This window comes from Streptomyces angustmyceticus (assembly GCF_040701845.1).
GTDB lineage: Bacteria > Actinomycetota > Actinomycetes > Streptomycetales > Streptomycetaceae > Streptomyces > Streptomyces angustmyceticus_A.
In genome coordinates this window covers 593192-616754 of record NZ_JBFBHQ010000002.1, presented here as the reverse complement: position 1 = coordinate 616754, position 23563 = coordinate 593192, and the positions used below count along the sequence as shown (strand labels likewise).

At 73.7% G+C, this 23563-nt stretch carries 25 protein-coding genes; 6 read left to right on the top strand and 19 right to left on the bottom strand.

What is annotated here, in order from left to right; translation table 11 throughout:
• The first annotated feature begins 176 nt into the window (after window positions 1–176).
• Window positions 177–1019 (top strand): alpha/beta fold hydrolase, encoded by an 843-nt coding sequence (locus tag AB0411_RS06690; RefSeq protein ID WP_366416137.1) that lies wholly within the window; start codon window positions 177–179, stop codon window positions 1017–1019.
• 133 nt (window positions 1020–1152) lie between these two features.
• Here the strand turns inward: AB0411_RS06690 and AB0411_RS06685 are convergent, their stop codons facing one another.
• Together AB0411_RS06685 and AB0411_RS06680 are read right to left on the bottom strand one after the other, a co-directional pair.
• On the bottom strand, window positions 1153–2142 hold the full coding sequence (locus tag AB0411_RS06685) for an ornithine cyclodeaminase family protein (RefSeq protein WP_366416136.1): 990 nt from the start codon (window positions 2140–2142) through the stop codon (window positions 1153–1155).
• 94 nt (window positions 2143–2236) lie between these two features.
• Window positions 2237–2779 carry an AAA family ATPase gene (locus tag AB0411_RS06680; protein WP_366416135.1) on the bottom strand — a complete coding sequence of 181 codons (543 nt, stop codon included), beginning with the start codon at window positions 2777–2779 and terminating at the stop codon, window positions 2237–2239.
• A gap of 324 nt (window positions 2780–3103) precedes the next feature.
• Here AB0411_RS06680 and AB0411_RS06675 point away from each other — a divergent pair, with 324 nt between their 5' ends.
• A complete protein-coding gene (locus tag AB0411_RS06675; RefSeq protein WP_366416134.1) occupies window positions 3104–3358 on the top strand; it encodes a WhiB family transcriptional regulator in 255 nt (84 codons plus the stop codon).
• Window positions 3359–3535: 177 nt separating this feature from the next.
• Window positions 3536–4195: an NADPH-dependent FMN reductase gene (locus tag AB0411_RS06670; RefSeq protein WP_366416133.1), complete on the top strand. Its 660-nt coding sequence runs from the start codon at window positions 3536–3538 to the stop codon at window positions 4193–4195.
• An 81-nt stretch (window positions 4196–4276) separates the two neighbouring features.
• Here the strand turns inward: AB0411_RS06670 and AB0411_RS06665 are convergent, their stop codons facing one another.
• From AB0411_RS06665 to AB0411_RS06635, 7 genes are all read right to left on the bottom strand, one after another.
• On the bottom strand, window positions 4277–4507 hold the full coding sequence (locus AB0411_RS06665; protein WP_366416132.1) for a hypothetical protein: 231 nt from the start codon (window positions 4505–4507) through the stop codon (window positions 4277–4279).
• Window positions 4504–4911, bottom strand: coding sequence for a hypothetical protein (locus AB0411_RS06660; RefSeq protein ID WP_366416131.1), 408 nt, complete (start codon window positions 4909–4911; stop codon window positions 4504–4506). Before AB0411_RS06660 ends, AB0411_RS06665 begins: the two co-directional genes overlap by 4 nt.
• A 52-nt stretch (window positions 4912–4963) precedes the next feature.
• Entirely contained in the window at window positions 4964–6454 is a 1491-nt protein-coding gene (locus AB0411_RS06655) for a sensor histidine kinase (protein ID WP_366416130.1), read from the bottom strand.
• Complete coding sequence (locus tag AB0411_RS06650; RefSeq protein ID WP_366416129.1) at window positions 6451–7161, bottom strand: response regulator transcription factor; 711 nt, start codon at window positions 7159–7161, stop codon at window positions 6451–6453. The genes AB0411_RS06655 and AB0411_RS06650 overlap by 4 nt, the downstream gene beginning before the upstream one ends.
• Window positions 7162–7335: 174 nt before the next feature.
• The gene (locus AB0411_RS06645; RefSeq protein ID WP_366416128.1) at window positions 7336–9585 is read right to left on the bottom strand and encodes a xanthine dehydrogenase family protein molybdopterin-binding subunit; all 2250 of its coding nucleotides are present in this window, start codon (window positions 9583–9585) and stop codon (window positions 7336–7338) included.
• A complete protein-coding gene (locus tag AB0411_RS06640) occupies window positions 9582–10580 on the bottom strand; it encodes an FAD binding domain-containing protein (protein ID WP_366416127.1) in 999 nt (332 codons plus the stop codon). Before AB0411_RS06640 ends, AB0411_RS06645 begins: the two co-directional genes overlap by 4 nt.
• A 1-nt stretch (window position 10581) precedes the next feature.
• Window positions 10582–11097, bottom strand: coding sequence for a (2Fe-2S)-binding protein (locus AB0411_RS06635; protein ID WP_366416319.1), 516 nt, complete (start codon window positions 11095–11097; stop codon window positions 10582–10584).
• Between the two features lie 163 nt (window positions 11098–11260).
• On the opposite strand from AB0411_RS06635, the gene AB0411_RS06630 reads away from it, so the two are divergent.
• From AB0411_RS06630 to AB0411_RS06620, 3 genes are all read left to right on the top strand, one after another.
• On the top strand, window positions 11261–11719 hold the full coding sequence (locus tag AB0411_RS06630; RefSeq protein ID WP_366416126.1) for an RrF2 family transcriptional regulator: 459 nt from the start codon (window positions 11261–11263) through the stop codon (window positions 11717–11719).
• Between the two features lie 312 nt (window positions 11720–12031).
• Window positions 12032–13297: an acyl-CoA dehydrogenase gene (locus AB0411_RS06625; protein WP_366416125.1), complete on the top strand. Its 1266-nt coding sequence runs from the start codon at window positions 12032–12034 to the stop codon at window positions 13295–13297.
• A 192-nt stretch (window positions 13298–13489) separates the two neighbouring features.
• Window positions 13490–13999: a hypothetical protein gene (locus tag AB0411_RS06620; protein WP_366416124.1), complete on the top strand. Its 510-nt coding sequence runs from the start codon at window positions 13490–13492 to the stop codon at window positions 13997–13999.
• A 111-nt stretch (window positions 14000–14110) separates the two neighbouring features.
• Here AB0411_RS06620 and tgmB read toward each other — a convergent pair whose 3' ends face one another.
• The 10 genes from tgmB to sigK all read right to left on the bottom strand — a co-directional run bounded on the left by tgmB (window position 14111) and on the right by sigK (window position 23428).
• Window positions 14111–15040, bottom strand: coding sequence for an ATP-grasp ribosomal peptide maturase (gene tgmB, locus AB0411_RS06615; RefSeq protein ID WP_366416123.1), 930 nt, complete (start codon window positions 15038–15040; stop codon window positions 14111–14113).
• Between the two features lie 6 nt (window positions 15041–15046).
• Window positions 15047–15238: a putative ATP-grasp-modified RiPP gene (tgmA, locus tag AB0411_RS06610; protein WP_167392716.1), complete on the bottom strand. Its 192-nt coding sequence runs from the start codon at window positions 15236–15238 to the stop codon at window positions 15047–15049.
• Between the two features lie 424 nt (window positions 15239–15662).
• A complete protein-coding gene (locus AB0411_RS06605; protein WP_366416122.1) occupies window positions 15663–16373 on the bottom strand; it encodes an alpha/beta hydrolase in 711 nt (236 codons plus the stop codon).
• The gene (locus tag AB0411_RS06600; protein WP_366416121.1) at window positions 16370–17197 is read right to left on the bottom strand and encodes a DUF1295 domain-containing protein; all 828 of its coding nucleotides are present in this window, start codon (window positions 17195–17197) and stop codon (window positions 16370–16372) included. Before AB0411_RS06600 ends, AB0411_RS06605 begins: the two co-directional genes overlap by 4 nt.
• A complete protein-coding gene (locus AB0411_RS06595; protein ID WP_366416120.1) occupies window positions 17194–18489 on the bottom strand; it encodes a cyclopropane-fatty-acyl-phospholipid synthase family protein in 1296 nt (431 codons plus the stop codon). The genes AB0411_RS06600 and AB0411_RS06595 overlap by 4 nt, the downstream gene beginning before the upstream one ends.
• Window positions 18486–19796, bottom strand: coding sequence for a class I SAM-dependent methyltransferase (locus AB0411_RS06590; RefSeq protein WP_437041386.1), 1311 nt, complete (start codon window positions 19794–19796; stop codon window positions 18486–18488). The genes AB0411_RS06595 and AB0411_RS06590 overlap by 4 nt, the downstream gene beginning before the upstream one ends.
• A complete protein-coding gene (locus AB0411_RS06585) occupies window positions 19793–20566 on the bottom strand; it encodes a DUF1365 domain-containing protein (protein ID WP_366416119.1) in 774 nt (257 codons plus the stop codon). Before AB0411_RS06585 ends, AB0411_RS06590 begins: the two co-directional genes overlap by 4 nt.
• Window positions 20563–21828: an NAD(P)/FAD-dependent oxidoreductase gene (locus AB0411_RS06580; RefSeq protein ID WP_366416118.1), complete on the bottom strand. Its 1266-nt coding sequence runs from the start codon at window positions 21826–21828 to the stop codon at window positions 20563–20565. The genes AB0411_RS06585 and AB0411_RS06580 overlap by 4 nt, the downstream gene beginning before the upstream one ends.
• 269 nt (window positions 21829–22097) lie before the next feature.
• On the bottom strand, window positions 22098–22844 hold the full coding sequence (locus AB0411_RS06575) for an anti-sigma factor (RefSeq protein ID WP_366416117.1): 747 nt from the start codon (window positions 22842–22844) through the stop codon (window positions 22098–22100).
• Window positions 22841–23428 carry an ECF RNA polymerase sigma factor SigK gene (sigK, locus tag AB0411_RS06570; RefSeq protein WP_366416116.1) on the bottom strand — a complete coding sequence of 196 codons (588 nt, stop codon included), beginning with the start codon at window positions 23426–23428 and terminating at the stop codon, window positions 22841–22843. The genes AB0411_RS06575 and sigK overlap by 4 nt, the downstream gene beginning before the upstream one ends.
• Window positions 23429–23563 lie beyond the last annotated feature (135 nt).

The following is a 23563-nucleotide window of genomic DNA, read 5'->3' as shown; positions in this document are numbered from 1 at the left end:
GTGCCACCGGACGTACGGCCGCTGACGCCCCGGAGAGGGCGCGGGGTGGTGGTCGTTGGCCTCGGCCGGCCGCCGTGTCCGGCCTCGGCGTGAGCCGCTCGTCAGGAACCGCTCCTCGGGAGCCGCTCGTCAAGAACCCGCTTGTCAGAGGCGTCACGGCTCATGAGGATGGCGCCATGCCTGCCTTCGCCGCTTCCGACGGGACCGAACTCGCCTATCACGTGGTGGGTGCGGGCGAACCGCTGCTCTGCCTGCCGGGAGGGCCGATGCGCGCGTCGGCCTACCTCGGCGATCTCGGCGGGCTGGCGCGGCACCGGCAGCTGATCCTGCTCGACCTGCGGGGCACGGGCGACTCCGGCGTTCCCCACGACCCGGCCACCTACCGCTGCGACCGGCAGGTGGCCGATGTGGAGGCACTCCGTCAGCACCTCGGGCTGGAGCGGGTCGATGTGCTGACGCACTCGGCGGGCGGCGATCTCGCCCTCCTCCACGCGGCGCGCCACCCACGGCGCATCCGCACGCTCACGCTGGTCACGGCACGGGCCCGCGCCCTCGGGGTCGATTTCACGGAGGAACACCGCAGGGAGGCGGCCGCGTTGCGGGCGGCCGAGCCGTGGTTCGGTACCGCGCACGCGGCCTACGAGAAGGTCTGGGCCGGAACGGCGACCGATGACGACTGGGATGCCGCTGTGCCGTTCTTCTACGGCCGTTGGGACACGACCGCTCGGGCGCACGCGGCGACGGAGGTCGAGCAGAGCAACGACGCGGCCGCGGAGATCTACGCGTCCTCCGGCGCCTTCGACCCTGCCGCGACCCGTGCCGCCCTCGCCGCTTGGGACGCCCGGGTCCTGATCCTCGCAGGAGAGCTGGACAGCGGCCCGCTTCCTCGGATCGCGGCCCGCATCGCGGAGTTGCTTCCCCGGGCGGAACTGGCCGTCCAGCCGGGCGCGGGCCACTATCCGTGGCTCGATGACCCCCGCCGCTTTTCCCGCACCGTCGTGGAGTTCCTCCAGGGGTGAAGGGGTGCCGGGAAGCGGGGCGGGATCCCTGGGTGACGACGTCGCGCCCCTGCACGGCCGACGGGGGTGCGCCCGTCGGGAAAGCTCCGGAGGGCGTGGTGCCGTGCGGTCGGAGCCACCTGGCGGAGGGGCCTCACGCCAGCCGGATGTCCGTCCCGGCCGACCGTTCGCGGGCCTCGGCGACGACCAGGGCCGCGGCTGCCGCGTCCTGCACCGCCACTCCGACGGACTTGTAGAGGGTGATCTGGTCGCGTGAGGAGCGGCCCGGCTTGCTGCCCGCGAGGAGTTCGCCCAGTTCGGCGTGCACATGTGCTTCCGTGATGATGCCGTCGCGCAGCGGGAGCAGCAGGTCGTTGCTGCCGGCGGGGAAGGGCGCCAGCGCCGCCTGCCGTGACTCGACGCAGACCAGCGCCTCGGCCACCGTGGCGTCGTCGATCTCCCGGCCGTCCGGGTTGAAGCCCACCGAGGTCACATGCACGCCCGGCGTCAGCCAGGAGCGGCGGATCACGGGGTCGACGGCGTGGGTGGTCGCGGCGGCGATCTCCGCGCCGTCGAGTGCCTCGGCGTAGGTGGCCGTCGCCTCGGCGGGGACCTGGAGGTCAGCTGACAGGGCGTCGGCCAGGGCGACCGCCTTGGCCCGGTCGCGGCCGGCCACGCGGATGTGCCGGATCGGGCGGACCCGGCACATCGCCTCGGCGTGCGAGCGGGCCTGCGCCCCGGTGCCCAGGACCGCCAGCACGGAGGCGTCCTCGCGGGCCAGCAGGCGCGCGGAGAGCGCCGAAGCGGCGGCGGTGCGGGCGGCGGTGAGGGCCGTGCCGTCCAGCAGCGCCGTGGGTTCTCCGGTGTGCGGATCGAAGACGACGATCAGTGCCTGGTGGGTCGGCACGGGGGTGCCCCCGTTGTGCGGGAAGACGGAGACCAGCTTGCTCATGAGGACCCCGGCCGACGGGACGAAGCCCGGCATGGCGGCCAGGAAGCCGTCCCGTTCCGGTACCAGGGCGGCGACGCGGTCCGGTGCGGAAGCGCGGCCGGCGCTCAGGTCCGTCATGGCCGACGCCAGGGCGTCGATCAGCGAATCCATGTCGAGCAGCGTCTCGACCTGCGCACGCCCCAGTACCAGCATCCGTCTCGACCTCCTGATCACAGCGGTACGGGCGACGTTACGCCGAGCCGTGGCGGCGGGCGAAGGCCCCCGCGTGTGGTCGTTCGGTGAACGATCAGCGGGTGGCGGTGAGCAACGCCGCCAGGGCGGGGACATCGACCGGTTTCGTGGTGTCCACCCGGTGGACCGCCCCCAGCCCGAGGGGCTCGGCTCCGCGGGCCCACACCTCCCACTCGCCGGCCTGGGCGCCGGTGCTTTCGCCGTGCACCGGGTGGCGGTCGGCGGCCCGGGCGGCGAAGCGGGACCGGGCCACCTCCAGGGGCACATCGCACCACACCTCGTTCACCGTCGTCACGCCCGCCCGCCGCAGCCCGGACCTGACGACGGGACGCAGCTGTGCGTGCCAGGGGCTCTCCAGGACGGCCGCGCCGCGCGCGTCGCCGAGCAGCGTCCACAGGCTCTCGCCCGCCGCGGCGCCCAGGATGCGGCTCCATTCGCGAGGGGTGCACCGGGGCGGGCGTACCGCTTCGAGGGTGTCCGCCAGGGTCTCCTTGAGCGCGTCCTTGCTGAAGAGGGGGAGCGTCAGCTCGTCGGCCAGCGCGCGTGCGAGCGTCGTCTTTCCGGCTCCGGGCAGGCCGTTGACGAGCACAGTCAGCATGGCCTGATCCTAGGGGTGCTGCGGCCGTCGGTCAGCGGGCTCGGATGCGGGGCGCGGGTGGTCCGGCTGCGTGTGCCGGGTGGAGCGGGGTGGGAGTGCCGCGGCGGGTGGAGGGTAGGCGGTGTGACGGCCGTGGGCAATGGTGCGGCCGCCTCGCCGGACCGGAACGCGCCGGTTGTGGAGGGCGGGGCATTGCGCGCCCAGGATCGGGCACGCGAGGACGACAAGATGGCCGGGTACGGCAGTTGAGCAGGTGAGCAGGCAGCCCCGCGCCTCGCAGTAAGGGACTCGACCGTGCCCGGCCGCGGACTTTCGGAGGTATCCATGGACTGGCGCCACGACGCGGTATGCCGCGCAGAGGACCCGGAGATCTTCTTCCCCGTCGGCAACACCGGCCCCGCGCTCCTGCAGATCGAGGAGGCCAAGGCCGTCTGCCGCCGCTGCCCGGTGATGGGGCAGTGCTTGCAGTGGGCGCTGGAATCCCGCCAGGACGCGGGTGTCTGGGGCGGGATGAGCGAGGACGAGCGGCGCGCCATGCGGCGTCGGGCCGCCAGGAACCGGGCGCGCGCCTCCGCGTAGGGGTGTGGGTGCCCGCGGCGGTCCCGGCTGTGGTGGCGCTCGCGGAGCGGGTCGGGACATGGCGTGGTGGGTGCCGGGTGCGCCGCCTGCGCGCCGGTACGCTTTCGTCACCTCGGGCGGTGGCCGTGCGTGTGCGGCAACGGGCACGCGCTCTCCTGCGCCGGAAGGACGGTCCCCATGCCCACGGATGCCCACCCCGGACCGCTGCGTGTGCTGGTGCTCGGCGCCGCCCTGCGGGCGGGGTCGACCAACGCCCGGCTGGCTGCTCTGGTAGGGCACATCATGACCGGGGCGGGCGCCGTGGTGGATCTCGCCGGGATGCGGGAGTTCGACATGCCGCTCTACGACGGCGATGTCGAGGCCGAACAGGGTCTGCCGGACGGTGCCCTGGCGCTGCGTGACCGGCTGGAGCGCTGCGATGCCTTCGTGCTCGCCTCCCCCGAGTACAACGCGTCCGTGCCGGGAGTGGTGAAGAACGCGATCGACTGGGTCTCGCGGGTCAGGCCGCAGCCGTTCAAGACCAAGCATGCGCTGCTGGTCTCCGCCTCCCCGTCCCTGGTCGGCGGCAACCGGGGGCTGTGGGCGCTGCGGGTTCCGCTGGAGCATCTCGGCACCCGGGTCTACCCCGACATGTTCAGCCTCGCCGCGGCCCATCAGGGCTTCACCGAGGACGGGCAGCTGTCCGATCCCGCGTTGCAGCAGCGTCTGGAGGAGACCGTGACGGCCTTCCTCCGTCTCGTCGAGGCCGATGCGCGCTATGTCTGTCTGCAACGCCGGTGGTACGAGTTCCCGGGCGACCGCACCGGGGCTCCGGTCACCCAGCGCGCCGAGGACTGAGCCGGATCGCCCGAGCGCGCCCGGGTGGCGCGCTCGGGCGGCGGAACGGCGGTGCCGGACGGCGTGCCGTGTCCGGAGGGCTCAGCGATCCGCGGCCGCATCGGAGTCCGCGGCGGCCGCCGCGCTCGCGGCGTCGTCCACCAGTTTGCGCATGTCCGACAGGTCGGAGGGCGCGGGTGCGGGCGCGGAGGACGACGGGGTCGCGTGGGGGGCGTCGCCCTCGGTGCGCACCCCGTTGCCGCATCCGGCGACGAGCGCGCCGCACACCAGGGTGATCGCCGCGAGCACCGCGGCCTGGCCGGTCCGGGTCACGACGAGGCCGCGTCGTTGTGCTGGGTGCGGCACCAGGTGGCGACCTTGGCGAGGTCCTTCTGCCGCTGCTGGAGGGTGGGGACGAGGGACTTGCGGTGGGTGAGCTTGTGGTTGAGGAAGGTCGCGATCTCGGTGTGCCCGGCGGCCTTCGCCTTCTCCACACGCTTCTCCAGGCGGGCGACGGAGCCGCGGACCCCGGCCTTGCCCTGGAGCCGTCCGAGTGCCCTGTGCAGACGCTTCTCGATCTTCGGGGCGCGCTTGCACAGGGCCTGCGCGCCGTCTCCCGTACGGGTCTTGGCGGAGGCCGACGGTGCCGGGGCGCTGTCGGCCACCGCGGTGCCCGCGACACCGAGCACGGCTGTCGCGAGAGCCACCGACGAGAGAGCGATGTTCCGGGTACGCATGGAGGTCCTCCTCAGGTGCGTGGCGGGCACGGTGCCCGTCCGCGAGGAGAAGTTAGGGACGTTCTTTGTGGAAACCTTGTGGCCGGTGCGCGGGGTCGGCCAGCCAGTCCCGGTGCGCGGGCAGCGCCGGGTGCACGGGACGGTGGGCGGGCGCGGCGGGGAAGGCGACCTCGAAGCGGGCGCCCCGGCCCCCGGGGCCGTCCAGCACCCGCAGCCGCGCCCGGTGCAGGGCGGCCTGCTGGGCGACCAGGGTGAGTCCGAGGCCGGATCCCGGGCTGTCCGGACGGCGCTGGAAGCGCTGGAAGACCGCTTCCCGGCGCTGCTGCGGCACCCCCGGTCCGCGGTCCTCGACACCGAGGACGACACACGGGACGCCGTCGTCCTCGCCGCCCCGGAGGGAGAGCGTCACCGGGGCGCCGCCCCCGGCGGGCCGGCCGTGGACCAGTGCGTTGGTCAGGAGGTTGTCGAGCATCGAGCGCAGTCCGGGCTGCCATCCGTGGATCGTCAGCCCGGGACTGCTGTGGACCGCCACCTCGGCCTCGGGGTACCGCCGCCGGAGGTCGGCCGCGGCCTCGTCGGCGAGGTCCGCCATGTCGATGACGGCGAACGCGTCCGCCTCGACCAGGTCGCCCTGGGCCAGCGCTCTCAGCATCACCAGGAGGCCGAGCAGACGGGCGTGTTCGTGGCGGAGGTCCGCGACCGTCTCCGCGCGGTCGGCGGCGTCGAGGTCCTGGAACGCCTCCAGGATGTCGAGGTTGGTCTGCATGCTCATCAGCGGGGTGCGCAGTTCGTGGGACGCGGCGGCGGAGAACGAGCGGGCCGAGGCCAGCGCCTCGGCGGTGCGGGCGGCCTGCTCGTCGTACCGGGTCAGGAAGGTCTGCAGCGTCCTGGCGAGGTCGTCGACCTCGGTGATCCGCGTCGGCGCGTGATCCAGCCGGGCGGCGCTGGTGTGCGGGTCGAGCCGACCGGCCGCCTGCTGCAGACGGCGCAGCGGCCGGGCCGCGCGGGCGGCGAGCAGCCAGGCCGCGGCACCGGCCAGCGGGGCGGCGAGCAGTGCGACGGTGATCACCCGGCGGCGCACCGCGGCGAGCTGTGCCTCGCGCGCGGTGTCCGGGGAGAACAGCCACAGCGTCCCGCGCACCCCGGGGCCGCCGGTGACCGGCACGGCCAGCACCCGCCAGCTCTCGCCCCGCGACCGCACGGTGGACGGATGGCGGTTCAGGGCGGGCAGGGGGACCGAGACGGCGGGCTGCGGGCCGTCCATGACGGTGGTGTCGGGGCCGGCCAGCCGCACGCCGACGTCCAGGGCCGCGGCGAACAGCTTCCGCTGCCGGGCCTGTTCGGCGCGGGGCCGGTCGTTCGAGCTGGCGCGCAGCAGGCCGCGCGCCACCACGGCCACGCTCTGGGCGCGGGCGGCGAGGCGCTGATCCGCCTGGGTGCGCAGGTCCTTGCCGACCAGTTGCACCAGGAGCCAGCCGGACACCACGACCAGGACCGGCACCACCATGCCGACCACCAGCGCGATCCGGGTGGACAGCCTCATCGCGCCGCCCCGTCCTCGTCGTCGCGCAGGACGAAGCCGACGCCGCGCACCGTGTGCACGATCCGGCTCCGCCCGCCGGCTTCCAGCTTGCGGCGCAGATAGCTGACGAAGGTGTCCACGGCGTCGGTGCGCACCTCGAAGTCGTAGCCCCATACGCGTTCCAGCAGCTGGTCGCGGGTGAGTACCTGCCCGGCGTTGCGGGCGAGGACTTCCAGCAGGGCGAACTCGCGCCGGGTCAGCGCGAGCTCCCGGGCATCGAGGCGGGCGCGGTGCGCCGCGGTGTCGAGCGCCAGACCGCCGACGTGCACGGCATCGGTGGGGGCGGGCGGCCGGCGCCGCAGCAGCGCGTGCAGCCGCAGCACCAGCTCGTCCAGGGCGAAGGGTTTGACGAGGTAGTCGTCCCCGCCTGCTTGCAGTCCGGCGACCCGGTCGGTGACCTCGTCGAGCGCGGACAGCATCAGCACGGGCAGGTCGTTGCCGTCCGCCCGGAGCCGCCGGCACACCGCGATGCCGTCGAGGTCGGGCATCGAGATGTCGAGGACCATCACGTCCGGCGGCGTCTGGGCCATCCGCTCCAGCGCGGCCCGGCCGCCCTCCGCCAGCCCCACGGCGAAGCCGTTCAGCCGCAGCCCGCGCCCGAGCGAGCGCCGGATCGCCGCGTCGTCGTCCACCAGCAGGACCCGGCCGGTACTGCTTTGTCCGTACATGCTTCCCTCCGTGGTGACCGCCGCCTGACGGAATCATCCGTCATGGGTTCCGGCGGCCGTCAGCCACGGTCCGGCAGGTACGGGATGCGGGGCAAGCCGGTGGCGCCGCCGGGTGGCGGCGGGGCATGGCGCGGCTGCGGAGGGCTGCGGAGGCGGTTCGCGGGCCGGGGCCCGCTACAGGAGGTGCTCGATACGGATGGGCAGTTCGCGGGCGCGGTAGCCGGTCGCGTGGAAGACGGCGTTGGCGATGGCCGCCGCGGCGCCGACCATGCCGACCTCGCCGAGGCCCTTGACGCCCAGCGGGTTCACGACCGTGTCCGCGACCTCCACGAACTCGATGTCGACGTCGGGGGCGTCGGCGTTGACCGGTACCAGGTACTCCCCCAGGCTTGCGTTGGCCCAGCGGCCGTCGCGGGGGTCGACCAGGGTCCCCTCCAGCAGGGCCTGCCCGATACCCCAGAGCATGCCGCCCATGGCCTGGCCGCGGGCGGTGGCGGCGTTGAGGATCCGGCCCGGGGCGAAGGCGCCGACCATCCGGCGCACCCGGACCACACCGAGGTCCGGGTCGACGGCGACCTCGGCGAACTGCGCGCCGAAGGTGGCGAGCCCGTACGGCAGGTCCGGGGGCGGCGGGCTCCAGCTGCCGAGCGCGTCCATGTCGGTCATGAAGTGACGCTGCATCAACTCGCGGTAGGTCTCGCCGGTGTCGGGCCGGTCCCGTAGCGCCATCCGCCCGTCGCGGACGACGACGTCGGCCGGGGCCGCCCGGTGCAGCGGGGAGTCGGGGTCGGCGACCGCTTGCTCGATCATCTGGTCGCGGAGGGTGGTGGCCGCGGTGTGCACCGCGGCACTGATCATGCCGGCGCCGGCCGAGCCGACCGTCGCCGCGACGTTCGGCAGGTCGGTGTCGCCGTACTCGAACCGGACGTTCTCCAGGGCGACGCCCAGGCCGTCGGCGGCGACCTGGGTCATGGCGGTGGCCGATCCGGTTCCGAACTCCTGGGTGCCGGACTGCACCACGGCGGTGCCGTCGGCGTAGAGGCGGGCCCGGGCGCGTTGCGGCTGCATGGGGAAGAACACCGGGTATCCGGCGGTGGCCATGCCGGTGCCGATGAGCCAGTTGCCGTCCCGCCGGGAGCGGGGTTCGGGGTTGCGGGACTGCCAGCCGAAACGGGCCGCGCCACGGCGGTAGCACTCCTCCGCGCCGTCGCTCGACCACGGGTGGCCGGTGACGGGGTCGTACTGGGCGTGGTTGCGCAGCCGCAGTTGCACCGGGTCGACGCCGATGCGGTGGGCGAGCTCGTCCATCAGGCATTCCAGGGCGAACATGCCGGTGGTCTCGCCGGGCCCGCGGGTGAAGGTCGGGGTCATGGTGTTGCCGCGGATCAGCCGGTAGACGCCCTCGTAGTGGGGGCAGGCGTAGGCCTGCGAGGCGATGCTGAGCGAGGGTTCGGCCCAGTCGTCGAAGGGCGAGGTCAGCGAGAGCTTGTGGTGCCGCAGGGCGGTGAGGCGGCCGTCGTCCGTGGCACCTATTTCGAGGCGCTGCTCCTGCTCTTCGCGGTGGCCGCAGGAGGTGAACATCTGCTCGCGGGTGAGGGCCAGCTTGACGGGGCGCCGCACCTGGCGTGCGGCCATGGCGGCCAGGGTGACATGCGGCCAGATCATGGCCTTGCAGCCGAATCCCCCGCCGACGAACGGCGCATGGACCCGGACTTTGGACGGGGGGATGCCCAGCAGCGCCGCCACGGTGTGCTGGCTCGCCACGATGCCCTGGGTGGCGTCGTAGAGGGTGAGCCGGTCGCCGTCCCAGACCGCTGTGGTGGCCGACGGTTCGATGGGGTTGTGATGGTTTGCCGCGAAATGGTAGGTGGCGTCGAGTCGTTGGGTCGCGGCCTGGAAGCCGGCCTCGACATCGCCGCGCACCGTGCGTGCGGGAAGGAACCCCGCGAAGATCGCTTCGGGCTCGTACGCCTGGTCCCGGCCCTCGTCGAGGGTGGTGACGGAGGGGCTTCGGGCGTAGTCGACATGGACCTGCCGGGCCGCGAACTGGGCGCGTTCGCTGGAGTCGGCGATCACCATGGCGACGGGCTGCCCGAAGTAGTGCACGGCCTCGTCCTGCATCGGGAAGAAGCTCTCCCCGGGGGCGGCGTGCCCGGCCAGCGACGGCAGCAGACGGGGCGGGCCGGCGATCTTCGGCAGGTTCCGGTGCGTCAGCACGGCGAGCACGCCGTCCGCGTTCTCCGCGGCGCTCGTATCGATGCCGGTGATCCGTCCGCAGGCCGTGCGGGCGCCGACGAGCGCCGCGTACACGGTGCCGGGCAGGGTGTACTCCGCCGCGTAACGTCCCTTGCCGGTGACCTTGGCGGGGCCGTCGACGCGGGTGAGGGGCCGGCCGACGGCGGGGAGGGTGGCGCCCGTGGTCATGCGGTTCCGCCTCCTTGTGCGGCAACGGTGAGCAGGGCACGGACGAGGGTCCGCCGGGCGAGTTCCGCCTTGAACGCGTTCATCGGCCGGGTGACCGCGGGGGCCAGCTCCGCGCCCGCGGCCCGGGCGAACACGTCCGCGTCGGCCCGCTGCCCCACGAGGGCGCCCTCCGCCACGCGGGCGCGCCACGGCTTGGTCGCCACACCGCCGAGGGCGAGCCGGACCTCGCGGATCACCCCGTCCTCCAGCGCCAGCGCCGCCGCTGCCGAGGCGAGGGCGAACTCGTAGGACTCGCGGTCGCGCACCTTGAGGTAGCACGACCCCCGGGCCACGGGGGCCGGGGGCACCTCGATCGCGGTGATCAGTTCACCGGGGGTGAGGGGGTGCTCCCGCTCGGGTGTGTCGCCCGGGAGCAGGAAGAAGTCGTCGATCGGGATGCCGCGGGAGCCGTGGGTGCCCTCCACGTGCACGACGGCGTCCAGGGCGACGAGTGCGACCGCCGCGTCCGAGGGGTGGGTGGCGATGCAGTGCTCGCTCGTGCCGAGGATCGCATGGCCGCGATGGACGCCCTCCAGGGCGGAACAGCCGCTGCCGGGAACGCGTTTGTTGCATGCGGATTCGGTGTCGCGGTAGTAGCCGCACCGCACGCGCTGCATCAGGTTTCCGCCCATGGAGGCCATGTTCCGCAGTTGGGCGGAGGCCCCGAGCAGCAGCGCCTGGGAGAGCATCGGGAAGCGCTCCACGACCGCCCGCGCTTCCGCCACCTCGCTCATCCGGGCCAGCGCGCCGATGACCAGCCCCCCGTCGGACCGGTTCTCGATCCCGGCCAGCGGCAGCCGGTTGATGTCGACCAGGCGGTGGGGCCGCAGCACATCCAGCCGGAGCAGGTCGACTTCCGTGGTGCCGCCCGCCAGGAAGGAACTTCCGGGGTCACCGGTCACCGCCGCGACCGCGTCGCCGACGTCGGTCGCCCGGGTGTAGCTGATGGCACGCACGTCACTGTCCTGTCTTCCGGTCGCGCACCTCGCGCATGGCGGAGCGGATGTGGGGATAGGCCGCGCACCGGCAGATGTTGCCGCTCATCCACTCGGCGATCTCGCTGTCGGACCCGGCGTGCCCCTCGGCCAGCACGGCGACGGCCGACATGATCTGCCCGGGGGTGCAGTACCCGCACTGGAAGGCGTCGTGCTCCAGGAACGCGCGTTGCATCGGGTGCAGCTCGTCGCCCTCGGCGAGACCTTCGATGGTGGTCACTTCGCGGCCTTCGCAGGTGACGGCCAGTGTCAGACAGGCCAGCACCCTGCGCCCGTCGACCCAGACCGTGCACGCCCCGCAGGTCCCCTGGTCACAGCCCTTTTTGGCACCGGTGAGAGCCAGATGCTCACGCAGGGCGTCCAGCAGGCTCACCCGGGGTTCCAGATCCAGCACGTGCGAGACGCCGTTGACGCTGAGGGCCATTTCCACGCTGCCGGGCCCTCGTGTCTCCCTGACCGTGGACGGCGCCACGGACATGGGCACGCCTTTGTCTGCCACGACACTCACCTCGGAGTCGATGCCGTACGTCGAGCCTCCGCCGCCTCGGGCGGGCTCGCAACCGGACGAGGAGGGTGCGAAGGCAGGGCCCGTTGTGCACCCGGAGCCCGGGGGCCGTGCCCCTTACGGGATAATGCGGAGCATGCGGATTTCAGCCAGAGCGGACTATGCCGTGCGGGCGGCGCTGCAACTCGCCGCCGCCCGGGAGGCGGGGCCGCTCAAGGCGGAGGCCATCGCCACCGCACAGGACATTCCGCATAAATTCCTCGAGGGCATCCTGAACGACATGCGCCGGGGCGGGCTCGTCCACAGCCAGCGCGGCGGCAACGGCGGCTACCGGCTGGCCAAGCCCGCGGAGGAGATCAGCATCGCGGATGTCATCCGCGTCGTGGACGGGCCGCTGGTATCGGTACGCGGCGTCCGCCCGCCGGAGTTGTCGTACACGGGGCCCGCCGAGTCGCTGCTGCCGCTGTGGATCGCCCTGCGGGCCAACGTCCGGCAGATCCTCGACGGCGTCTCGCTGGCCGACGTCGCGTCGGCCGAGCTGCCGGACCCGGTCTCCGCCCTGACCGAGAACCCCGCCTCCTGGGCCAACCCCTAAGGGGTGTCGTGCGGGTCCGCTCCGAGGCGGGCCGCGCGTCCTTGCCGGAAAACGCCCGTTTCGGGGAGCGCCCGCCCCGGAGAGCGTCCGCCGCACACGTCCGGATGCCAAGACCGGCCTGTCCACCCCTTGAACACCCCTTGATCCGCCCGCAGTCCGGACGCATCCTCTTTCCTATCAATCCAGTGGGAAAACTAGGGAATCCGGGGGCGGGAGAAGTGGGCGTGCGGTCTCCGGCGGGGTGCGTTCCTCCGGGCGGCGGCCCGCTCCTTGCGCGCGCCGGAGGCACCCGACAGGACGGTGAACGGCGCAATGCCGAAGAAATCCGCAGCACGGCCCGCCCGCCCGGAGCCCGACCACCTTGCCGACGAGGGAATCCGGCTCCGTGTCACCCGGGAGGTCGCGGAGGACCTCGCCGTCGACGCCCTCAGCCGCGACCGTGCGGGCAAGCCTCCGTTCGACGAGGTCGCCCGGCTGCGCGAGGCGGGGCTGCCCGCGCTGCTGATGCCACCAGGACCGGCCCGGCGCGGCACCGACTGGCGCACCGCCTGCGCGGTCGTCCGGGAGATCGCCGCGGCGGACAGCTCCATCGGCGAACTGCTGGGCCGGCACTATGCGTTGTCGTGGAGCGCACGGTTCTTCAGCACCCCGGAAAGGGCCGACGCGCTCGAACTCCGGGCGGCGGCCGAGCAGTGGATCTGGGGCGGGAGCACCGACATCCCGGACCCCGAGCCGACGGCGGGCCCCGATCTGACCCTGACTCCGGTCGACGGCGGACATGTCCTCCACGGGTGCACGACGCTCGCCGCGGGCGTCCAGGTCGCCGACCGGCTGGTGCTCGGCGCGGTCTGCGCCGAGAGCGGTGATCCCGTGGTCGTCTGTGTCGACCCGTCCCTCCCGGGGGTGGCGGCCGACGCCGAGCACGACCGCCTCGGCCAACGGCTCACGGGCGCCGGCAGCATCGGCTTCGACGGCGTCGCCGTCCCCGCCGACCAGGTCCTCGGCGCCGTCCCCCAGGACGAGCACGCCGTCTCCCCCTTCGCCACGCTCGCCCCGCTGGCGCTCCGGCTCGCCCTCGTCCACGTCGGCCTGGGGACCGCCGAAGGGGCGCTGGCCGAGGCACGGGACCTCAACCGGGCGGCACCGCGCGGCCGGGCGGCCGGGGGCCGGGACGACGGCGGGTACCCGGACCGGCCGGGTGCGGATCCCTACCTCCTGCTCGCGTACGGGGAGCTGGTGACGGCCGCGCACACCGCCGCGGCTGTGGTCGAGTCGGCGACCGAGGCACTGGCGCGGGGTCTTCTCGCGGGCCAGGCACTCGGGGTGGACGAGCGCGCCGACATCGCGGTCCTCGTCGCCGCGGCCGAGGCCGTCACCGGCCGGACGGCGATGGACATCACCACCCGCGTCCTGGAACTCACCCAGGGCGCGGACTCCCCGGCGGGCGCCCTGGGATTCGACAGGTTCTGGCGCAATGCACGCATCCTGACGGCGCAGGTCTCCCCCACCCACAGCCTCCGCGACATCGGCGACCACTACCTGAACGGCACGCACCCCGCCTTGACCCTGCGGGCCTGACGACGCTGCCCCCGCCGGGCGGAGCCCGCGGTTCCGCGCCGGGCCGCGGTAGGCGCCGCCGTTGCGGGGAGGGAATTCGCCGGGGCCGTCGGCGCAGCTTCGGACGGTTCCGTGCCGGGGGCTGCTACATCTCGGGTGGGCTCCCGGAGCGGGGCGGCCCGGTCGGTCCTGGGAGGTGGCGCCGTGTCCGTGATGCGCAACGATTCCCTGCCGCCTCCCAGACGGGGGGAGCCTCTGCAGCGGTTGCTGTTCGGCGGGGTGTACGGCTCGGTGCTCGCCAGCGCGCTGGCGGCCGCGCTGGGCCATGAGGGCACCCCCGCGGATCCCGGGTACGACGCGTTGTGGGTGGCGCTGTCGGCGGTGGCGTCGGCCGCCGCGCACGGCTACGCCCACTCCATCGCGCACCGGACGGACGAGGACGCCCAGGTCACCGCCAGCGCGGTGCGTTCCATGCTGACCGAATGGCCGCTGGTGGCCGCGATGGTGCCGACGATCGCGGTGCTGCTCGGCGCCCAGGCGAGGTGGTGGGGCGAGGCGAGCGCGATCGATGTCGCCCTGGGCTTCAACATGGTGGCGCTGTTCGGCTGGGGGGTGTGGGCGGCCCGGGTGGCGGGCCGGGGCTGGCCGGGCTCCTTCCGGGTCGGCGGGGTGGATGTGCTGATCGGGTTGTTCATCGTGGTGGCGAACGTCTTGAGCAAGTAGGGGCCCGGGCGCGCCGTACTGGGCGCCGGCGCGCCGGGACCGTGGAACGAGCGGGAGCGGCGCGGCTCGGCGCCGCGGCACCGTGGTCCGCGGCCGGCCGCTGCTCCGGAATCAGGTGGTGGATTCCACCGCCAGCCAGGTGGCGATGGCCTGGGCGATGGGCTGGTCCGTCTCCAACTGGACGAAGCCGAACTGGCCGCCCTGGTTGCATTCGAGGAACCACCAGGCCCCATCGGGGTCCTCGGCGAAGTCAAAGGCACCGTAGGCGAGTCCGGCGGTGGCCATATAGCGGCTCACCGCCCGTTCGACGGAGTCCGGTACTTCGGCGGGCTCCCAGGTGCCGTGCTGGGTGAAACGGCTGTCCACCTCTTCCGGATCGGCCTTCTTGCGGGCGGCGAAGAGGTGCTCGCCGACGCAGGTCAGCCGGATGTCGGCCTCCTTGTGGACGTGCCGCTGGAGCAGGGTGGGGCCGGCCGCGACCCCGCTGAAGTCCGCGTCCGGGCTGATGCGCGTGGTGGGCAGCACCAGTGGCGGGTCGCCGGGGTGCTTTCCGCTGACCGATTTCACCACCAGGTCCTGGTGGGCGGCGGCGAACTGCCGGGCGACGGCCGGGAACGTCGTGATCAATGTGGGGGGTACGAGGAATCCGCTGCGGTGGGCGATGCGCAGTTGCCACGGCTTGTTGCGTGCCTGCACCGACGCGACCGGGTGGTTCATCCAGCGTGCCGGGGTGCAGGAGAGCATGCCGTACAGCGCCTGCTCGGACTCCGCCGTGATCCAGGCGGACTGTTCCGGGGCGCGCGCCCCGGGGGTGCCGGGGCGGCGCACCCATACCGAGCGCAGGCTGCCGAGGCTCACCATGCGTTCGCCCGCTTTGAGATAGCCGTCGAAGTCGTCGCCGGCGTACTCCGCCGACAGCGCGACCTTCCCCGGCAGGTCGGCGGGGTCGAGGCGGACGAGCGGGACCCCGAGGTCCTGCAGCGTCGACACCACGATGTCCGCCGTCAAGTCTTCCTCGCACGTGAGGACCAGGACGGTCATCGGCGCTCAGTCGTCGAAGTGGGTCTTGGAACCGGCGGTGGAGGCAGTGGTGCCGGTCGCCAGCAGCACCGCCCGGCTGCAAGTGGCCGGGCGCCCGTCCGGGAGGACGTTGAGTTGCCGTGTGGCGTCATAGCTGTAGGGGGTGGTGGCCGGTGTTTTCACCGCCGGACGGGCGTAGCTCAACGCAAACGGTCGCATACCTTCTCCTTCGAAGCCCGGTTTCTGAGCCCTTGGCACGGGGCACACTTCTGGGTCCCGTTTGATGACTCTGCACGGAAGACGCGACAATCTGGTCAGTAAGTTGCCTCTTTTGCTCGTTTCCGGCGATCCTCTTGACTGAATAGCGACGATCGCGTACTCGCCGGCCGTGCCAAGTACCGCCGTCGAGGCATGTCCTGACGGCCCGTTCGGGCAGGAGCGCATGCGGAAATCCCCCACCCGGAAGAAGACTTCCCCATGCGGGACTTGGGCACGCGGAAGGGCCCCGGCACGGCGGTCCGGCGGCGAAAGCGCGCGCCGGAGCGCGCACACCGCTGTCTGCGCCCCGGCCCTGTGAGCGACCGACGGGACGCGTGCGGAAAGGGATGCCGTACGGGACCGCCGGTATGTGCCGCGCGGGCGGCTAGCCGGGGATCTTTCCGTCGGCCGGAAGCCGCAACGGCGCCCCGTCCAGGATCGCGGCGACCAGCTCCACGGTCAGCCGGTGCCACTGGCGGGCGCCGCGGAGCATGGTGTGGCCGCCGCGCGGCATGGTGACCGCGTGGGCCCGCGCCCCCGAGTCCCGGGCCCGGTCGGCGAAGAGCCGGGAGCCCTCGGCGTCGGTGATCCGGTCGCGTGCGTCGTGCAGCAGCACGACGGTCCGGTCCCGCAGATGGGAGACGGGCTCATCGGACGGGCACCAGGGGGCGAGCGCGACGATGCCGCGCACCGCCGGATGCCCGCCGGTGCGCAGGGCGGCCCTGCCGCCCATGGAGTGGCCGACGAGCACGACCGGCACGCCGGCGGCGAGCGCGGCCAGTTCGTCGAGCGCCCGGCGGGCGTCCCGGGCGGCGTCCGCCTGCGGCCCGTTCCATCCGCGGCAGCGGTACCGCACGGAGGCGAGCAGCAGTTCCCGCCCGCGCGGCGGCCGGGACAGCGCGGAGCCGAAGGGTCGCATCCGCAGCGCGGGGAGGTTGAGCCGCGGCGGCGGGGTGCGGCCGTCGGCCCGGCCGCCGTGCAGCAGCAGGACGGCGGCCCGTGGCGCGTCGGGGGCCCGGTGGACGACCAGCGGACGGTGCGGTTCCCGGTCTCCGTCGCCACCGGGTTCCGTGGGCTGTGCCGGGCCTGTCGTCATGGGCGGGGGTCCTCCTGGTGGGGCTGTCGGCGCGGTGGCAGTGGGAAGAAGCCGCTGGTGCGAGCGGTGTAGGCGGCGTACCCGGGGCGGTCGGCCAGGTGGTTCTCCAGCAGTCGCTTGCCGCTGCCGTGGAGGAGCAGGTACGACATCACCAGCGGCGAGACCACGGCGACCGCGGCGGCCTGCACGGTGCCGCAGGCCAGCAGGAACAGACCCCACCATACGAGGAAGTCACCGAAGTAGTTGGGGTGCCGGGTCCAGCCCCACAGGCCGCGGTCCATGATGCGGCCCCGGTTGCCGGGGTTGGCCCGGAACCGGCCGAGCTGGAAATCGCCGACGCTCTCGAAGACGAGGCCGGTCGCCCACACCACCGCGCCGGCGACGGCACTCGCCCCCAACGGCACGGGGACGTACTGAGCCACCTGCACCGGCAGCGAGATCAGCCCCACCAGAGCGCCCTGCAACAGGTACACCGTGCGCAGGGCGTAGGCGTCGCGGCTGCCGGGGGCCTTGGCCAGCAGCCGCTCGTAGCGCGGATCCTCACCGTGCCCGCGTCCGCGCCGGGCGATGTGGGCGGACAACCGCAGCCCCCACACCGCCGTGGCGGCCGTGACCAGGATCCGCCGGCCGTCGTCCCCATGACCGGCGGACAGGGCACAGGTCGCCAGGGCCACCGCCGTGAACGCCGTTCCCCAGGCGATGTCCACCAGCCGGTGCAGCCCCTTGGCCCGGGCGAGCGCGAACGTGGTGAGCATGACGGCGAACGCGGCACCGGCCGCCACGGCGAGATTGACGGCGAGGGCCGCCCAGGGCAGTCCCGTCATGTCGGGACGTCCTCGGCGTACCAGTCGTAGGGCGTGCCGGGCAGGCCGGCGTCCCCGTCCGGTGTGGGGCGTACGGCCAGGATCTGGTCGACGCCCATGCGGCGCTCGGTGAACGCCAGGCCGGAACCGGCCAGGTAGAGCCGCCACACCCGGGCGGTCGGTTCCCCCGCCAGCGCCACGAACTCCGGCCAGCGGGTCTCCAGCGTGTGGTGCCAGGCGGCGATGGTCCGTGCGTAGTGCTCGCGCAGCGACTCCACGGAGCGCACCTCCAGTCCGCCGGCCTCCAGCAAGCCCACGGTCTCCCCCAGCGGGCGCATATGCATGTCGGGGGCGATGTAGGACTCGATGAACGCGCCGCCTCCGGGCGCGGCGGCGCCACGGGACATCTGCTGGATCAGCACCCGTCCCCCGGGGCGCACCAGGGCGTGCAGCCGGGCGGCGAAGGCCGGGTACTCGGCGTCGCCCACATGCTCGCCCATCTCGATCGCGCTCACCGCGTCGTAGCCGTCCGCCGTGAGGTAGCGGTAGTGCCGGAGTTCGACGTCGATCCGCTCGGTCAGCCCCAACTCGCGGACGCGGGCGGTCACGAACGCGTGCTGCTCCTGCGCGAGGGTGACCGCGGTGACCTGTGCGTGGTGCTCCCGCGCGGCGTGCAGCGCGAGGCCGCCCCAGCCGCAGCCGATGTCCAGCAGACGGGCACCGGGGCGGAGTCCGAGCTTGCGGCAGACCAGCTCCAGTTTGTCCCGCTGGGCGTCGGCCGGACCGTAGGACGGGTCGGCCGGGCGCTTCCAGTAGCCGCAGGAGTAGGCCATGGTCTCGTCGAGCAGCAGCGCGTACCAGTCGTTGGACAGGTCGTAGTGGTGGCTGATCGCGGCCCGGTCGCGGGCGGTGCTGTGCAGGGCGCCGCGCAGCCGGGCCCGCGGGGCCCCGGGTGCGGGCGGGCGCGGACCCAGCACGCCGAGCAGCAGGGCGGTGCGGGCCATCCGGGCCAGTTGCCGGGGGCCGGGGGTGCCGGGAGCCGGGCCGTGGGCGCGTACCGCGCGCCATACCCGGCTCAGTCCGTCGGCGAGGTCGCCCTCGACGTCCAGATCGCCGGCGATGTACGCCTGCGCCAGGCCGAGTTCACCGGGCTGCCACAGCAGCCGGCGCAGCGCCCGGCGTGAGCGCAGCACCACGACCGGCGCGTCCTTGGGCCCGGCTTCGCTGCCGTCCCAGGCGCGCAGCCGCACCGGCAGGTGGCCCGCGAAGCAGCCGGCGAGCAGTGCGGCGAGACGGGGCGCGACGCGCGTCATCGCGGGCCTCCGTCCTGCGACGTGCCGGCGCTGGTCAGGAGCAGTTGGCGGACGTCCAGGTAGCCGGCGCGGAAGCCGGCCTCGCTGTAGGCGAGATAGAACTCCCACATCCGGCGGAACACCGCGTCGAAGCCCAACGCGCCGACCGCGGCGTGCTGTTCGGTGAAGCGTTCGCGCCACAGCCGCAGCGTTTCGGCGTAGTGGCCGCCGAATCCGTCGTTCCCCTGTACGCGCAGGCCGGCGCCCGCGGCGCACTCCTCGACGGCCCGGACGGAGGGGATGAGTCCGCCGGGGAAGATGTACTTGTGGATCCAGGTGTAGGTGGTGCGGGTGGCGCGCATCCGGTCATGCGGCATGGTGATCGCCTGGAGCGCGATCCGGCCGCCGGGCGCCACCAGGCGCCGGAGGGTCTCGAAGTAGACGGGCCAGTAGTCCGCGCCGACGGCCTCGATCATCTCCACGCTCACCACGGCGTCGTGGACGCCGGTCACCTCCCGGTAGTCGCACAGTTCGACCGAGACCCGGTCCGCGTAACCGGCCTCGGCGAGCCGCGCCATGGCGAGCGCGCGCTGCTCCTGCGACAGGGTCACGGAGACCACCCGGGCGCCGCGGGCGGCGGCGCGCAGGGCGAGTTCACCCCAGCCGGTGCCGATCTCCAGCAGGCGGGTGCCCTCGCCGACGCCGGCCAGGTCCAGCAGCCGGTCGATCTTGCGGTGCTGGGCGCCGGCCAGCTCGCTCCATGCGGCGGGGCGCTTGCGGAAGAGGGCCGAGGAGTACGTCATGGTCCGGTCGAGGAAGAGCGCGAACAGGTCGTTGGACAGGTCGTAGTGCCGGTGGATGTTGTCCCGTGCGCCTTCCGGGGTGTTGCGCTGTCCGTGCGGCCTGCGGTGCGCCCAGGCGCCGCGCAGCCGCTGCAGGGGGCGGGGTACCAGCGCGGTGACGTGGGAGGCGAGGACGGTCAGCGCGGCGACCAGTTCGTCGGTGTCCCACTCCCCCGCCATGTAGGACTCGCCGAAGCCGATCAGCCCGTCGGCTCCGATCCGGCGGAAGAAGGCGTCCGGGTCGTGCACCCGCAGCAGGGGGCCCTCGGTGCCCGTGACGGGGGCGTCGCCGAGCGCGACCCGCAGCGGCAGGGAGGCGAGTGCCCGGCGGACGAGCAGCCGGGTCAGGGCGGTACGGGCGGCCGAGGCGCGCGGGGCGCGCGCCACATCCGGCCAGGTGGCCGCGTCCACCCGCGCCGGGGCCGGGGTGGGTGTGGGGGCCGGGGCGGGGGCGGTTTCGGTGCGGTCCGGGGCTGAGGTCTTCACTGCGTACCTTCCTCGATACGGTGGCGGGGGCGGGGCTGGACGGGCAGCCCGCGCAGGAACAGGGCGATGCCGTGGCGGCGGATCCCGGCCGAGACGGCGGCCGTCGACCAGGGGTGGCGCAGCACGCAGGCCAGCAGGTGCCGCGGGGTCGCGGGCCGCCGGGTGCCGCGCACGGTCGCGGTGAACGGCCTGGTGTCCCCGCGCCGCAGTTGTACGGTCAGATCGAGCCGGCCGGCCGGTTCGGGCAGGCGCATCCGGTAGGCGCCGTCGACCGGGAAGAACGGCGAGACGTAGAAGTCCTTGGCGGTCTCCGCCCGGCCCTGTGCGTCGGTGTGCAGCAGATAGCAGTGGCGCTCGCCGTAGGTGTTGTGCACCTCGGCCACGACGCAGAGCGGCGCACCGCTCGGGTCGTGGCACCAGTACAGGGTCAGCGGGTTGAAGACATGGCCCAGGACCCTGGCGTGCGCGAGCATCAGCACCCGCCCGCCGTCCAGCCGCACCCCACGGCTCGTCAGGAACCGTTCCAGCCCGGCCCGGAGGGTCGGTGCGGTGCCGGCGAAGTGGTCCCGGGCGTCGAACCGGGCCAACGGGCGCAGGACGGAGGGGAGTTGCGGCAGGTGGTCGAGGTCGACCAGCCACATGTAGGTGCGGTGGCGCAGGGAGTGGTGCACCGGGGACGTACGGGCGTGGGAGACGAGGCAGGTGTAGAGGGCGGGGGTGCGGACGCCGGTGGCGGGGGCGGCGGCCGGGGTGGCCGCTGGGGATGTCACCAGCGCACCCCCAGGGCCGCGGCGGCCCGGACGCCGGAACGGCAGCCGTCCTCGTGGAAGCCCCAGCCGTGGTAGGCACCGGCGAAGGCGGTGACCGCGGTGTTCAGGTGCGGCAGGCTCTGCTGCGCGGCGACCGCCTCCGGTGTGTAGAGGGGGTGTTCGTAGACCATGCGCGCCAGGATCCGGTCGGGGGCGACCCGGTCGGTGGCGTTGAGGGTGACCAGGTGGTCCTCCGGGGTGTCCAGCCGCTGCAGCCGGTTCATGTGGTAGGTGACCTGCACCTTGTCCGCGGGGGTGGTGCAGGAGGCCATCAGGTAGTTCCACGAGGCCCGGGCCCCGCGGGCGCGGGGCAGCAGCGAGGTGTCGCCGTGCAGCAGGGTGGTGTTGCGCGAGTAGGAGAAGGCGCCCAGGACCCGCCGTTCGTCGTCGGTGGGGTCGGCGAGCATCCGCAGGGCCTGGTCGGGGTGGACGGCGACCACCACCGCGTCGTAGGACTGCTCCGTACCGTCCTCGGTGACGATGCCGGCCCGGCCGCCGCCGCGGTGCACCGCGCGCACCGGGGTGCCGGTGCGGACCGCCGTGAGCTGCTTGGCCACCCGGCCGACGTACTCGACCGAGCCGCCGGTCACGGTCTTCCACTGCGGCGAGCCGCTGACGGACAACAGGCCGTGGTGCTCCAGGAAGCGGAAGAGGTAGACGGCCGGATACTCCATGGCCGTCGTGGGGGCGCAGGACCACACCGCGGACACCAGCGGGGTGACGAAGTGGGTCACGAAGTACCGCGAGAAGCCGCATCCGCGCAGGAACTCTCCGAGGGTCAGCCCGTCCCCGCGCTCCGCGGCGAGCGTGGTGCGCGCCGCCCGGTGGAAGGCCCGGACCTCGGTCAGCATCCGCAGGTAGCGGCCCCGCAGGGCGCTGCGCGGCTGGGCGAACAGCCCGGCGGGACCGCGGGCGCCGGCGTACTCCAGGCCGCAGCCCTCGCACCGTACGGACATGCTCATCTCGGAGTCCTGGGTGGCCACCCCGAGTTCGCCGAAGAGCCGGAGCAGCAGCGGGTAGGTGCGTTCGTTGTGGACGATGAAGCCGCTGTCGACGCGTACCACCCGGCCGTCCGCCGAGACCGTCTCGTGGGTGTGGGCGTGACCGCCGAGGCGGTCGTCCGCCTCGTACAGCGACACCTCGCAGCCGCCTTGCTGCAGCACATACGCGGCGGTGAGTCCCGCCACCCCGCCGCCCACCACAGCTGTCCGTCGACGCTCCACAGCAGGTGCCTCCTCCTCGTGTCGGGGCGGGCCGCTTCAGGGGTGCGGCGGCCCGCTCACGGAGGATTCGGTGCCGGGGGCGGCGCGGATTGGTCCTGATGTTCCGGACCGTCGCCGCGGGCGGCGTGCGGGGCGGGGGCCGGCGGTGCGGGGCCGGGCGCGGTGACGGGACCGGCGGCCGGCCCCGGGAGGTCCAGGCCGGCCGCCGGTGTCATCCGTCGTTTTCCGGGTCACCTGTCCGCTACGGGGTCAGGTGCCGCTGCCCGGGGTCATACCCGCAGGAGGCCCAGCGGCGGGCTGGTGGGAGTGCTGGAGCCGCCCGGGGGTTCGGCCGTGACGCCGACGCCGTCCGCGCCCCGCGGTCCGCCGGTCAGCAGCATCGTGCCGGAGGAGCGGCCGGGCTCGACGAGTCCGGCGGGCACCATGCTGCCGTTGCGGCTGTACCAGAGTTCGTACACCCGCTGCTCCGGCAGGGCCGGCAGCCCGCGGTACAGGAAGGCCGCCCGTCCCATCCGCTTGGAGGCCACCACCGTCCCGCTGCCCCCGCCCTTGAGGGCCGTGGTGTGGAAGGTGGCGTCCGGCGCGGCCATCAGGGCACTGACCACGGCCGCCTGCTGCTCGGCGCGGACGGAACGCTCCCGCTGTGCGTCGGCGTCCTGCCGGGACTTGACGGCCAGTCCGCCGGCGACCGCGGCGACGACCAGGCAGGCGGCCGCCGCGAGGTAGGGCAGGCGGTGGCGCACCCGCCGGCGCATGGGGAGCACGGTCGCCTCGCGCGGTATCGGCGGCAGCTGCCGGACCTCGGGCAGGGCCGCCATCACCCGGGTCCTGAGGTCCGCCGGGGGCACCTCGGCGACCGCCAGGGCGAGCCGGGCCGCGGTCTCCTGCAGTTCCCGTACCTCCCGGGTGCAGGCCTCGCACTGGGCGAGGTGGCGGCCGAACTCCGCGGCCTCCTGCTCGGACAGTGCGCCCAGGGCGTAGGCACCGGTGAGTGTGTGCAGATCGACGGTGTTCATGCCGACACCCCCAAGCAGTCGCGCAGCCGGATCAGACCGTCGCGCAGCCGTGTCTTGACCGTGCCCAGCGCCGTGCCCAGCAGGTCGGCGGTCTCCCGGTAGGTGTACCCGCGGTAGTAGGCGAGCGTCACCGACTCCCGCTGCAGTTCGGTCAGCTGTCCCAGGCAGCGGCGCACCTGCTCGCGCTCCAGACGCCGCTCGACCTGCTCGCTGACCTCGTCGAAGGCCGTGGTGTAGCCGTGCACTGCGGCCCGGTGGTCGCGGTCGGCCGCCGCCTGGGCCGACCGCACCCGGTCCACCGCCCGCCGGTGCGTCAAGGTCATGATCCAGGCCATGGCGCTGCCCTGCCGCGCGTCGTACCGGGCCGCCGACCGCCACACGTCGATCAGCACCTCCTGTGCCACCTCCTCGGACTGCGCCGGGTCCCGCACCACCCGGCGCACCAGTCCCAGTACCGATCCGGCCACCGCGGTGTAGAGACTCTCGAACGCTTGCTGGTCGCCGCGGGAGACGCGGTCGAGCAGGGTTTCCAGGGCACCGGAATGCGGCGCTGAGGATCGGTCGCCGCGGGCTGCGACGGGCATGGACACCTCCGGACTGTGACATGGTCACCAGTGATTCGGCGCCGGGCGACACCTGGATTGGTCGGAAAGGATTCTGACGTACGCCCCGGCGGACGCCGCGGGCGGGCCCGGCCGGTACGGCGCCGGCCCGGCATC

Excerpts from the sequence above, each read along its gene's own strand:
- AB0411_RS06690 (WP_366416137.1), top strand. The coding sequence starts at position 177 with ATGCCTGCCTTCGCCGCTTCCGACGGGACCGAACTCGCCTATCACGTG.
- AB0411_RS06685 (WP_366416136.1), bottom strand. The coding sequence starts at position 2,142 with ATGCTGGTACTGGGGCGTGCGCAGGTCGAGACGCTGCTCGACATGGAT.
- AB0411_RS06680 (WP_366416135.1), bottom strand. The coding sequence starts at position 2,779 with ATGCTGACTGTGCTCGTCAACGGCCTGCCCGGAGCCGGAAAGACGACG.
- AB0411_RS06675 (WP_366416134.1), top strand. The coding sequence starts at position 3,104 with ATGGACTGGCGCCACGACGCGGTATGCCGCGCAGAGGACCCGGAGATC.
- AB0411_RS06670 (WP_366416133.1), top strand. The coding sequence starts at position 3,536 with ATGCCCACGGATGCCCACCCCGGACCGCTGCGTGTGCTGGTGCTCGGC.
- AB0411_RS06660 (WP_366416131.1), bottom strand. The coding sequence starts at position 4,911 with ATGCGTACCCGGAACATCGCTCTCTCGTCGGTGGCTCTCGCGACAGCC.
- AB0411_RS06655 (WP_366416130.1), bottom strand. The coding sequence starts at position 6,454 with ATGAGGCTGTCCACCCGGATCGCGCTGGTGGTCGGCATGGTGGTGCCG.
- AB0411_RS06650 (WP_366416129.1), bottom strand. The coding sequence starts at position 7,161 with ATGTACGGACAAAGCAGTACCGGCCGGGTCCTGCTGGTGGACGACGAC.
- AB0411_RS06645 (WP_366416128.1), bottom strand. The coding sequence starts at position 9,585 with ATGACCACGGGCGCCACCCTCCCCGCCGTCGGCCGGCCCCTCACCCGC.
- AB0411_RS06635 (WP_366416319.1), bottom strand. The coding sequence starts at position 11,097 with ATGTCCGTGGCGCCGTCCACGGTCAGGGAGACACGAGGGCCCGGCAGC.
- AB0411_RS06630 (WP_366416126.1), top strand. The coding sequence starts at position 11,261 with ATGCGGATTTCAGCCAGAGCGGACTATGCCGTGCGGGCGGCGCTGCAA.
- AB0411_RS06625 (WP_366416125.1), top strand. The coding sequence starts at position 12,032 with ATGCCGAAGAAATCCGCAGCACGGCCCGCCCGCCCGGAGCCCGACCAC.
- AB0411_RS06620 (WP_366416124.1), top strand. The coding sequence starts at position 13,490 with ATGCGCAACGATTCCCTGCCGCCTCCCAGACGGGGGGAGCCTCTGCAG.
- tgmB (WP_366416123.1), bottom strand. The coding sequence starts at position 15,040 with ATGACCGTCCTGGTCCTCACGTGCGAGGAAGACTTGACGGCGGACATC.
- tgmA (WP_167392716.1), bottom strand. The coding sequence starts at position 15,238 with ATGCGACCGTTTGCGTTGAGCTACGCCCGTCCGGCGGTGAAAACACCG.
- AB0411_RS06605 (WP_366416122.1), bottom strand. The coding sequence starts at position 16,373 with ATGACGACAGGCCCGGCACAGCCCACGGAACCCGGTGGCGACGGAGAC.
- AB0411_RS06600 (WP_366416121.1), bottom strand. The coding sequence starts at position 17,197 with ATGACGGGACTGCCCTGGGCGGCCCTCGCCGTCAATCTCGCCGTGGCG.
- AB0411_RS06595 (WP_366416120.1), bottom strand. The coding sequence starts at position 18,489 with ATGACGCGCGTCGCGCCCCGTCTCGCCGCACTGCTCGCCGGCTGCTTC.
- AB0411_RS06575 (WP_366416117.1), bottom strand. The coding sequence starts at position 22,844 with ATGAACACCGTCGATCTGCACACACTCACCGGTGCCTACGCCCTGGGC.
- sigK (WP_366416116.1), bottom strand. The coding sequence starts at position 23,428 with ATGCCCGTCGCAGCCCGCGGCGACCGATCCTCAGCGCCGCATTCCGGT.